This is a genomic window from Lysinibacillus sp. 10T31 (assembly GCF_056394365.1).
In genome coordinates this window covers 56549-68041 of sequence record NZ_JBFTHS010000004.1, presented here as the reverse complement: position 1 = coordinate 68041, position 11493 = coordinate 56549, and the positions used below count along the sequence as shown (strand labels likewise).

Genomic DNA, 11493 nt, shown 5'->3' with positions numbered 1-11493 from the left:
TCTGAATATTCGACCTATTTAACATCTAATAATGCATAAACAATCTCTACTATTTCTTCACTATCATTTATGCACCAATGCGACTCTCCAGCTGGAATAAAGGATGCCTCCCCTTGAGAAATTCGATAGTTTTTCCCTCCAGATTCTCCTGTAAGAGAACCCCTTATTATAAAGGAATACTCATGTTCTATATGTGATGTAGTACCTGTTAAAGGTAATCGCTCACCAGGTTTTATTTTGACGAAGCCAAATTTAATTTCAATTTCTTTATATTGATCTTGAAATAAATTTTGCTGAACAATATCTTCTTGCGTAATCTCTTTAATAATCATAGCAGTTCTCCTTTTACTACGAATTTCTTTTTGGCAGTTCCTCATAGCTATAATCTGTTTCGTCTACTTGAACATAAAAGAATGTTTCCGCTTCCTCCTTCGAAAAGTAGCCATTTTTGACATCGCTTGCTACTTGTGCAGCTGGTCGATTACGCGGATTTCCATAGCCCCCGCCAGTACCAGTTATTAATTGAACAACATCATTTTTATTTAACTTATATCTTGGGTATACACCGTATGGACCATCAATTTCACCAGTTGCTTTTTTAATGTAAAACTCATTTGGTGAACCATAATTGCCATTATCAATGCCCCACGGTAAAAATTTATTTCGCCCAAATGTTACAGTCACCGCTTGATTATCTGTCAAAGCTCTGTAGGAACGAGTAACCCCTTTACCACCAATATATTCTCCAACACCTGCTCCATTTCTATCCTCTCTTAAGATTCATCAATTAACACTCCATATCGTGTTTCTGCTACTTCTATTGGTACATTGTAAGTTTCACCATCTGAAAAGCAGAATTGACCAGATGCACCGTCTGCATCATTTCCACCACCCCATCCACCTACAGATGGCTCAACAATTAAGAATGGTTCCCCTGTATCATGGTGTGTACCACTTAATGTCACTGCACAAACCGATAAAAATTGACCAGCTGTTAATCGACTAGGAATGTGTGGAGCTAACGCTTTCCATACTAAATCTAAGCTACCAAGCAATGTTTCAAAGTAATTGGAAACAGGCACCGGTCTTTCGGCAGACATAATTGACTGTTGATCAACGATAACTTTTAATGGCTTAAATACACCATCATTAACATCTTGAGCTGGATTTGTAATAGCTAAAAAGATGGCGCGTACAGCTGATACTAATCCAGTATATGAACAATTGACTGGACCAGGTACTTGTGACGAGCTTCCTCTAAAATCACAAATAAATTCATCATCTGTAATAGTTACCTTAACTTTAATAGGAAACGGACCATTTCCAATACCATCAGTGTCGATAAAATCCTCCGCATAAAATTCTCCCTTTGGAAGCTTAGCAATTTCTTGCTTGGCCATCGTTTCACCGTGAGCTAAATGATAGTCAATCGCTGCTAAAATGATTTCTACTGAATGTTTATCACATAATTCTTTGACGCGCTTTTCACCTGTTCTAAGAGCGGCAACTTGGGCAAACATATCTCCTAACGACAGGTCTGGGAAGCGCACATTTGAACGAATAATCTCGACAATTGCCTCGTTTAATTTACCTTCGTCATAGAGTTTTATACACGAAAACTGAAGCCCTTCTTGGAAAATATCTACTGAGTCATTGGTAAACGAACCTGGATCCTTACCCCCAACTTCTGTCCAGTGGGCTTTATTTGCGGAAAAAGCAATCAATGTCCCTTGATAAAAAATCGGCATAACGAGTCCGACATCTGATAAATGGGATCCCCCTCCTTGGTAAGGGTCATTGATAATAATAATATCCCCTTCTTTTAATTTATCGCCTGGATATTTTTTCAACGTTTCCTTGACCATAAAAGTCAGCATACCTATGAAGCCTGTAACACCATTACCCTGTGTTAGTAAATTACCCTCTGAATCTGTTAAGCCACTCGCATAATCTAAAACCTCATAGATAATCGGACTCATAGAAGTTCGAGCCAAAGCAACAAACATCTCATCTCCAGCAGATAACAGCGCATCTTTCACTATTTCTAACGTAAATGGATCAATTTGCGTGTTCAATGTCATTATATTTCCTCCTTTTCAATAACGATGTTTCCGTAGGCATCTATATAGAGCGACTGATTTTTATAAATCACAGTAGCGGCGGCTTTTTCTTCTACGATGATAGGACCTTTTACTTTTTCTTCAATCGGCAATAACTCACGATCATAAATATTTGTTTTAACCCATCCATCCTGTTCATAATACACATCACGTTGTTCTAGCAATGCATCCTGTATGCTACTTTGACGACTAATTGTCTTCAGCCCAGGCTTGCTTACCTTTCCAAAAGCTGTCACATGGATATTGACTATTTCCGTCTCTGCGTTTGGCAATTTAAACGTAAAATTTTTCTCGTGTAATTGGTTAAAATCTGCAATCGCCTTGTCAATTGTTACTTTATTCCATTGGCTGTCATCTATTGGGACTTTAACTGTATGCTCTTGACCTACATAGCGCATATCGGCAAAGCGTAGGAAAAACACGTTATCCTTACTCATGTTCTCAGCTTCAAAATGTTGAATAGCTTTGCTTTCAATTTCAACCCATACTCTATTTATTTCAATTAAATCAAGTACATGCATTCGTTTAATATATGTTTGAATATAATCTCGGCGTAAATCTGTCATAAGCATTCCCCATGCAGAAAATACAGGTGATGCAATAGGAATAATGACTTTTTTAACACCTAATTCAAGTGCTAAAGCAGGTGCATGCATCGAACCACCACCACCAAAAGCAATCATTGTGAAGTCTTGAGGGTTATGACCTTTCCGAATTGAAATTAACTTTAGTGCATTTAACATATTAGAATTCGCAATTCGAATTATGCCGAGTGCAGCTTCTTCTGCAGACATGTTAAACCGATTCCCTATTTTTTTCTCAATTACATTTTTAACATTATCGAGATTGACATTAAAATCAAAATTTTTCGGTGACAATCTACCAGTTATCAAATTGGCATCGGTTGTTGTTGGTTCTGTTCCACCTTGTCCATAAGCAACTGGGCCAGGACGGGCACCTGCGGATTGTGGTCCTACTTTTAAAGAGCCTGCATTATCAATCCAAGCAATAGAACCTCCACCGTTACCAATCTCTACAATATCAACAACGGGCGTTTTAATCGGATAGCCTGCATGGCGATTATCTTTTTCAATATAATAATCTGTTGAAACCTTCACCTCACCATTTTCAATTAAAGAGCACTTCGCTGTTGTTCCCCCAATATCAAAAGCAATAATATTTTTTTCATCTAATATTTCACCAAGTACAGATGCACCTAAAATACCAGCAACTGGGCCAGACTCCACCATATTTATTGGAGAACGCTTTGCATGATCAAACTTTGTTGTACCCCCATTTGATTGCATAATATAGCTTTGTTCAATATCCACTGTATCCTGTAATTTTTGCTCAAGACGATCAATGTATGTTGTAGCAGTTGGCTGCACATAAGCATTCAATACTGCCGTATTTGTTCGTTCATATTCACGCCATTCTTGTGTAATTTCACTTGACGCAGTTACTTGTATCTCTGGCCATAATTCCTTAATCTTTTGCATAGCCACTTTTTCGTGTTCATTATTAACGTAAGAATGTAAAAAGGAGACAGCAATCGCCTCTACCTGTTCTTTCTTAAAATAGTTCACTATTTCTTCAAGCTCATTAACATTAATCGCTTCTAATACTTGTCCTTTATAATTAAGTCTTTCTGTAACTTCCCTACGTAAATACCGCTCCACGAACGGCTGTGGTTTTTGGTACTTGACATTAAACAAATCTGGTCGATTTCCACGTGCGATTTCTAATACATCTCTAAAACCTTTTGTCGTAATCAAGCCAGTTTTAGCTCCCTTTCGCTCTGTCAATGCATTGATGATTACCGTAGTACCATGGATAAACATTTCTAATTCTGTTCGATCAAGAGCACTTTTTTTAATAACATCGATAACTCCTTGCTCAAAATATGGCGGAGTTGTATTACTTTTCTCATAGCCAAAGTTCCCCTGCCCATCCACATATACTAAATCAGTAAATGTACCCCCGATATCTGTTGCAACTCTCATTTCATACACCCAACCTTCCTTATTAATTTTTTAGAAAATTACTGGCGTTAAAACAGATAAGACAACACTTTCTTCATTTAAAGGATTTTCCCATGTATGCGGTACTTCAGAGGGATAATGAATCGTTTCACCCTCTCGAAGAAAATATTCCTGTCCATCTACCTTAAAAAGTATCGCACCTTTCAGGACATAATAGAATTCTTCACCGGGGTGAATAGATTCTTGATTTTTTTCCACTTGACCTGGAGCAAGTTTTACTAGTAATGGCTCAAGATTTCTACCACTAAAATTACCATTGAGACGCGTATACTCCACTGAAGATCCTTCTAGTTTAAAAGGTTTACGATCATCCTCCTTCACAACATATGTATTATTTGAAATCGACTCAAAAAAATAAGTGATAGGTACTGAAAAAGCATCAGCTATTTTTTTTAAAGAAGTAATAGCCAATGATGAAGAACCTCTTTCAATTTGTGATAGAAAGCTAATCGATAAATTAGTCTTTTCACTTAAGTTTTTTAGCGTCATGCCTTGTTCTATTCTCGTTTTTTTTATGATTTGATGTATTTCTTCCAAATGGCCACCTCTTTTTTTGTTACACTGTAATTTTTATAGTATAAGTGAAATTTTTTTAATGATATCACATAATTTTCTAAATAGAAAGATAATTCAGATTTTATATTGCGTTTTTGCGACGATATTTTACAATTCTCTTAATTTGTTTAATATCGTGTAAAAACTTTTGCGCAGATACGATCCAAGTTTAATCTTTGAGACGCTGATTTCCGATATGGGCGATAGACTACTTTCTCTCGGGAAGCTTCACTCTGAGACGAGGGCAAAGTGACGGAGCACTCAGAATACCCTATTCTGTATTCAAAAGGTCATATACAAGCGAATATCTGTAAAAATCCTTTTAATATAAACCTTTATTTTTCGAATCAGCATGCCTATTCTTTTTGTTTTAGATCATGCACTAACAAATGCATAAAAAAAGCAATATGCACTTTTTTTCAGTACATACTGCTTAAGGTCCCTATCGAATTGTTTTTAATGCTGTTGCCCAAGGGATAAGTTGATCTAGCATTTGATTTACTGAATCTGCTTGCACATCCTTTGGTTTAAATACTGTGCCATTTTCAAAATCTGTAAACAAAGATAGGGCAGGATGGACGCGAACATCTGCTACTAATAGTTCACCAAGAATTCCACGTAAATGTTCAGCTGCTCTTGCACCTCCAACAGAACCGTAAGAAACAATACCTGCCGCCTTATTATTCCATTCCACTCGTAAGTAGTCTAATGCATTTTTTAATGCCCCTGTAATGGAATGGTTATACTCTGCAACGATAAATACAAAACCATCACATGCAGCAACTTTTTGTGACCATGTAGCTGCTCCTGAAGCATCTCCGCCTGGCTCACCTAGAAGTGGTAATTTAAAGTCCGCGATATCAATAATTTCATATTCCGCATCACCGCGTTTTTCAGCTATTTCCTTTACCCATTCGCCAACTTGTGGGCTTAAACGACCTTCACGCGTACTACCTAAAATAACCCCTATTTTCACCATGTTTTGCCTCCTTGTTTTATCCCTCAAATTGTAACCGAATCATTACTTTCATCAAATGAATAAAATCGGCTCTCTTAGCCATGTTGTACAGGAAACAGCCTCTTTATTCAAAGGTCAGATGATTAATTAGCAACTTTATTATTTACTTTGAAACAAAATAAAATTATTTTAAATTGATAGGTCTTTCTAATGCTGCAAGTTCATCCTCAATCGATGCATATTGTCTTTCTACAACATATTTTGCATCTGAGATAGCCGCATTATAAATATGCGGAGCAATATTTTCTTTTATAAAGTCTAATACTCTTTCTGCTTCAAATTCTGTAATATCCTCATCACGATTATTATAGAAAAAACGTTGAATATCAGCTAATATTGTTTCCTGTTGTTCTTTTGTTAATCGAATAAACAATCCAAAACTCTCCTCTCATAGCAATTTATACTCACCTATCATAACACTCTAAAATTAAACAATGCATACACAAAAAGACTGAATTATATTAAAGTTTCACAATAAATTATGTTTGACTCTTCGGCAAAACGAGGGGTTGATTTCCGTTCCGGCTGGGCGCTTTGTTGTTGCTGACGCTTCGCTTTCGCACAGAGCAAAGCGAGTAGCCTGGAACGGAAATCACCCTCATTTTTAGAGCAAAACATTCACAAAGATTTCCTTAAGCGTTTTGTTTTCTACATAAAAAGACTGAATTATATTAAATTCTATAATTCAGCCTTTTTATTATTACTGCTTACATTTAAATGAATAGTTTGTTGATAAAAAACTCTTTTCCTTTGAGACGATGGCTTCTCCACCGTCTTTTTCACATTGCTCTGTCATAGTATCAATTTTTTTGGCATTCATCGTATTCGTCATCAATGTCATACCTACCCCAAACACAGCAATCAGCAAACCAATCATCATCCATAACTTACCGGCTTTATTGCCAGCAGGTCTTTCACTCGCCACAACTATTCCCCTCTCTTACACGAATAAAAACGGTTCTGTCTGAATAGTAGATTGTACAAATTCAACAGAATATTTTTTATCCTCACACATTCTTGCCATCTTTTTAGCTACTCCTGCAATCATCACTTTCTCCACATGATGTCCTGGATCTACGATTTGTAGATCAATTGCTTGAGCGTCTTGTGCAGTATGGAAATACATATCTCCTGTTAAAAATACATCTGCACCAGCACGTTTCGCAGAATAGATATATTTGTTGCCGTCGCCACCGACAAGCGCAACTTTTTTCACCTTCGACTGTAAATCACCAACAACTCGGACAGCAGGTACGTCTAGCTGCTGTTTGACGAATTGCGTAAATTCATGAAGAGTCATTTCTTGTGGTAAATAACCAACTCGTCCTAAACCCATTACATTCGTTTGCTGGTCTAAGCGAATGATATCATAGGCAGGTTCTTCATATGGATGTGCATTTAACATTGCCTTTAAAACACGATTTTTTATTGATTCTGGAAATACTACTTCTACCTTCACTTCTTCTTCAACATGTAATTCACCAATAGAACCTACATGTGGATTTGCACCTTCTAGTGCACGGAAACGGCCTTCTCCCAATGTAGTATAGCTACACGCTTCATAATCTCCAATGCGACCTGCTCCTGCCTTTGCTAATGCCTCTCGTAAATCATTAGCATTTGCAGTCGGTATAAAAACTGCCAGCTTCAACATATTTTCCGCATATGTTTCTTCTAAAATAGAACGGTTTTCAAGCTGTAGAGCATCTGCTAGTAAATCGTTAACACCGCCTTCAGCCACATCTAGATTCGTGTGTGCTGCATAAACGGCAATATCATTTTTTATAAGTTTTTCATATAAACGCCCAGCTGGATTGTCCGTACGAATATTTGAAAGGCGTCTAAAAATAGGTGGATGATGCGCTATTATTAGCTCGCATCCTTGGGCAACCGCCTCATCTGCTACTGCTTCATTAACATCTAATGTGACTAATACTTTACTTACAGGTTTATTTAATGTGCCGATTGCAAGACCAATTGGGTCATTTTCCATACAGGCTAGTTTTTTTGGCGACCATGATTCGAACAATTGTATAACTTCTTGACCGTTTACTGTTTTCAACTCACAGAACCCCTTCCACTAAATTGAGTAGAGCTACTAACTCTGCACGTTTTTCTTCAATTTCAGGTGTTTGATCTGCCCCTTCAATGGACTTTAATACACGCTGCCAATTTTCTTTTTCACGCGACCATTTTTTAATAAATGCTGGTGATTTTCGTTGCATTAATTTCGGACCAAATAAAATTTCCGGTTCCGTTAACGTCATTGAGCTTCTTTGCAATACAAGAATTTCATAAATTTTTTCGTCTTCCTCTAAAATCTCTTCGTCCTGAATTGCCCAATTATGTGCTAACGCCCATTCGCGAATCACTTTTGCATGAATATTCGGTTGCAAAATAAGCCTTGTTACCCCTTGTAATTTTTCTGGATGCTTCTCTAAAATGGAGACTATAAGAGGTCCACCCATTCCAGCAATAGTAACTGTATCTACATGGTCAGCCTCTTCCACAGCCGCTAAACCATTCGCAAGTCGTACTGTAATTTTTTCTGTTAAGCCTTCCTTTTGCACTTGTCCAACTGCTGATTCAAATGGTCCTTTCACAACTTCCCCTGCTATTGCATAAGAAGCAATACCTTTATGAATTAAGTAGCATGGTAAATATGCATGGTCGCTGCCAATATCGGCTACAACCGCACCAGAAGGAATAAATTTTGCTACTGTTTCTAATCGTTTTGATAATTTTTGTGCGTTCATTTTTTTTACCGCCTGTCTAAAATAGTGTCCATTCTTAGTATGTATGATGTCGTGAAAAAAAACAAATGGAGTTGTCTCAAAAATTTTGAGCAACTCCATTTCATTTTTCATTTGCTGAATGAAGATAAATAAATTGTAGCTGTACTGATTACGATTAAACGCTTTCAGTACAGCTACTTTTTAAAACTATTTTAGAGTTGAAATGTACTTAGCGATTGCTTTTGCTTCCGCTTCGTTTTTCATGCCAGGCTCCATTGGAGTTCCTGGGATACCGTTTGTTAAAACATCTACGATACGAGCTTCATCTAAGCCGTGTAGATTAGGACCAAAAGCACCACTTAAGTCAGCACCGTGACAACTAATACAAGTTTGTACTAATGCAGAGTCATCAGTAGCTTCTGTTTTTTCGCCACCACCCTCTTTTTCAGCAGCGATTTCTTTTTTGTTTTCTGAGCCTGTTAAAGACATAAAGAAAATAAGACCAATACCAAATGCTAAAATTAAGATGTAAGGAACGACTGGATTGTTTTTCATATGTTTCCCCTCCTCATTTTAAATCTACTTCTATGATAATATAGAATCAGTCAACATCTAATATTGTACTTCATTAACTATGAAACGAAAAGCCCTATTCGCTAAGTTTTCCTTTGTTTGTAACAATTTCGACATTTCTGTAACTATTGGATAAAATATGTCTTGAAATCCCCAATATTTGGACTTTCCATTATCTTTTTAATCCTTACATCCTTACACGCTGTTATCTTTCCACTCTTTCCGTATTCATATACCAAGGAAATCAAAATATCTTTTTTACTATGTGTTATTAAAATAATAATCCATTAGCTAAATAAGCTATACGATTTAAGTTAATGTAAGATAAATGACAGAAACAATTTTGACCAAAAAAAGAATCCGTTAGCTATTTGAAAGCAAACAGATTCTTGTCTTTGTCAGCGAAACTATTTTACAAAATGAGTTCTTATAATAAGTTTATGATATAATAGCTAATCAGTGCCAGTAAACCTAGAACACCTGAGACCGTGAAATAAAGTAGCTTCATTTTTAAACCTGACCAAAGCCAAACCCCACAGTTTGCTGCAATCAAGCAAAACAACGCAATATTATTTCCATTAAAATATGTAGTGTAAATTCGAATAGACATACTAAACAATAAAATAGCACCCAACAAATGGAAAACAGGGGCTAATAAGTCATTTTTACGCGCCATTCTAAACGCCGTCAGAAATAATATCACAGCAGCTATTCCAACGACAACCGTTAAAATTAACATTAAGGATGATATTGTAAAATAAATAGACAACAGTGTAATCATTGCCATACATATACCTGCAATTATAAGTAGTAGCCTTCTCTTTTCTGAAGGCAATATTGCCTGTCTATGATGTACTGGTTCTAACTCCTCTACATCTGACCCCTCTGCGTATAGAGCCGCTAAAAAATCACAGTAATGCTCTGGTAATAGCTTATTCTGCTTCCAAAACAAAATCTCATTCAAGATTATTTTTTTTCGAGGATTTGTCATAATATGTACTCCAAACATTGCTTAATTATGGTTGTTATTACAATTTTATCTTAAAATCTTCTATAACACATCTGTATAAAGTAGCAAAAATAATAAGACTGTCTCATTCTAATTACTCGATATAACATTTATCGAAAAAATATCTACTATGTTTAGTATGATCTATGGAAAAATGATGAAAATTTTGTGCGGGTATTTACTTCGCTTTCACAGGTATTCTCCTATTTCATACGAATATAATAGTAGCCTGAAAAAGGGGCTATCCAATTAGTCATCACTAATTAGATAGCCCCAATTTTTTATCTTTATTCTAAGAAGTCTTTTAAACGTTTGCTACGAGAAGGGTGACGTAGCTTTCTAAGAGCTTTCGCTTCAATTTGGCGAATACGTTCACGTGTTACACCAAATACCTTCCCTACCTCTTCTAATGTACGTGTGCGACCATCATCTAAACCGAAACGTAAACGAAGGACATTTTCTTCACGGTCAGTTAATGTATCTAACACATCTTCTAATTGCTCTTTTAACAATTCATAAGCTGCATGGTCAGATGGAGATTGAGCTTCAGAATCTTCAATAAAGTCTCCTAAATGTGAATCATCTTCTTCTCCAATTGGTGTTTCAAGAGATACTGGTTCTTGTGCAATTTTTAAAATTTCACGTACTTTTTCAGGTGTTAAATCCATTTCTTCGCCAATTTCTTCTGGAGATGGCTCGCGACCTAAGTCTTGTAATAATTGGCGTTGTACACGAATTAATTTATTAATTGTTTCTACCATATGCACTGGAATACGAATTGTACGTGCTTGGTCCGCAATTGCACGTGTAATCGCTTGGCGAATCCACCATGTTGCATAAGTAGAGAATTTAAAACCTTTACGGTAGTCAAATTTCTCAACAGCCTTGATAAGCCCCATATTCCCCTCTTGAATTAAATCAAGGAATAGCATTCCACGGCCAACATATCGCTTTGCAATCGATACAACAAGACGTAAGTTCGCTTCAGCTAGGCGTTTACGTGCTTCTTCGTCACCTTGTTCAATACGCTCAGCTAATGCGATTTCTTGCTCGGCAGAAAGTAAATCAACTCGACCAATTTCTTTTAAATACATACGTACAGGGTCATTTATTTTAACACCTGGTGGTACACTCAAATCATTTAAATCAAAAGTCTCTTCGTTAGCTTCTTCTTTCATTAAGCTTTCTTCTTCAAACTCTTCTTTTCCAATGATTTGAATGTCTTTAGCCTTTTCAAGATCCTCAGCAAAGTGGAAAATCTCTTCGTTCTCCAATTCATAAGGCGCTAGTTTCTCTGAAATTTCTTTCATTGAAATTTCACCTTCAGTTTTTGCTTTTTCTTGTAGTATTTTTTTTGCTTCATCTAATGTAATTTCTACTTCTACCTCTTTTGAACGTTCTGACTTGTCCGCCATAAACCTTCCTCCTTCTAAACAACCGA

12 protein-coding genes and 1 pseudogene are annotated in these 11493 nt (G+C 36.5%); all 13 read right to left on the bottom strand.

Going from position 1 to position 11493, the window contains the following annotated elements; translation table 11 throughout:
- Window positions 1-14 precede the first annotated feature (14 nt).
- The 13 genes and pseudogenes from AC1DCY_RS03660 to rpoD all read right to left on the bottom strand — a co-directional run bounded on the left by AC1DCY_RS03660 (window position 15) and on the right by rpoD (window position 11467).
- On the bottom strand, window positions 15-332 hold the full coding sequence (locus tag AC1DCY_RS03660; RefSeq protein ID WP_477347534.1) for a cupin domain-containing protein: 318 nt from the start codon (window positions 330-332) through the stop codon (window positions 15-17).
- Between the two features lie 16 nt (window positions 333-348).
- Window positions 349-2081, bottom strand: a pseudogene (locus AC1DCY_RS03655) (hydantoinase B/oxoprolinase family protein).
- The gene (locus AC1DCY_RS03650) at window positions 2081-4123 is read right to left on the bottom strand and encodes a hydantoinase/oxoprolinase family protein (RefSeq protein WP_477347690.1); all 2043 of its coding nucleotides are present in this window, start codon (window positions 4121-4123) and stop codon (window positions 2081-2083) included. Before AC1DCY_RS03650 ends, AC1DCY_RS03655 begins: the two are co-directional and overlap by 1 nt.
- Before the next feature lie 30 nt (window positions 4124-4153).
- A complete protein-coding gene (locus tag AC1DCY_RS03645; protein WP_477347533.1) occupies window positions 4154-4699 on the bottom strand; it encodes a helix-turn-helix domain-containing protein in 546 nt (181 codons plus the stop codon).
- Window positions 4700-5159: 460 nt separating this feature from the next.
- Window positions 5160-5696 carry an NADPH-dependent FMN reductase gene (locus tag AC1DCY_RS03640; RefSeq protein ID WP_477347531.1) on the bottom strand — a complete coding sequence of 179 codons (537 nt, stop codon included), beginning with the start codon at window positions 5694-5696 and terminating at the stop codon, window positions 5160-5162.
- 163 nt (window positions 5697-5859) lie between these two features.
- Complete coding sequence (locus tag AC1DCY_RS03635; protein ID WP_477347529.1) at window positions 5860-6108, bottom strand: DUF2164 domain-containing protein; 249 nt, start codon at window positions 6106-6108, stop codon at window positions 5860-5862.
- 83 nt (window positions 6109-6191) lie between these two features.
- Window positions 6192-6353, bottom strand: coding sequence for a hypothetical protein (locus AC1DCY_RS03630; RefSeq protein ID WP_477347527.1), 162 nt, complete (start codon window positions 6351-6353; stop codon window positions 6192-6194).
- An 82-nt stretch (window positions 6354-6435) separates the two neighbouring features.
- Window positions 6436-6660, bottom strand: coding sequence for a hypothetical protein (locus AC1DCY_RS03625; protein ID WP_427524020.1), 225 nt, complete (start codon window positions 6658-6660; stop codon window positions 6436-6438).
- A 15-nt stretch (window positions 6661-6675) separates the two neighbouring features.
- Entirely contained in the window at window positions 6676-7797 is a 1122-nt protein-coding gene (locus AC1DCY_RS03620; protein ID WP_477347525.1) for a Nif3-like dinuclear metal center hexameric protein, read from the bottom strand.
- 1 nt (window position 7798) lies between these two features.
- Window positions 7799-8491 (bottom strand): tRNA (adenine(22)-N(1))-methyltransferase, encoded by a 693-nt coding sequence (locus tag AC1DCY_RS03615; RefSeq protein WP_477347523.1) that lies wholly within the window; start codon window positions 8489-8491, stop codon window positions 7799-7801.
- A 186-nt stretch (window positions 8492-8677) separates the two neighbouring features.
- Window positions 8678-9025, bottom strand: coding sequence for a c-type cytochrome (locus AC1DCY_RS03610; RefSeq protein WP_477347521.1), 348 nt, complete (start codon window positions 9023-9025; stop codon window positions 8678-8680).
- Between the two features lie 445 nt (window positions 9026-9470).
- Complete coding sequence (locus AC1DCY_RS03605) at window positions 9471-10034, bottom strand: hypothetical protein (RefSeq protein ID WP_477347519.1); 564 nt, start codon at window positions 10032-10034, stop codon at window positions 9471-9473.
- A 305-nt stretch (window positions 10035-10339) separates the two neighbouring features.
- Window positions 10340-11467, bottom strand: coding sequence for an RNA polymerase sigma factor RpoD (gene rpoD, locus AC1DCY_RS03600; protein ID WP_049663796.1), 1128 nt, complete (start codon window positions 11465-11467; stop codon window positions 10340-10342).
- Window positions 11468-11493 lie beyond the last annotated feature (26 nt).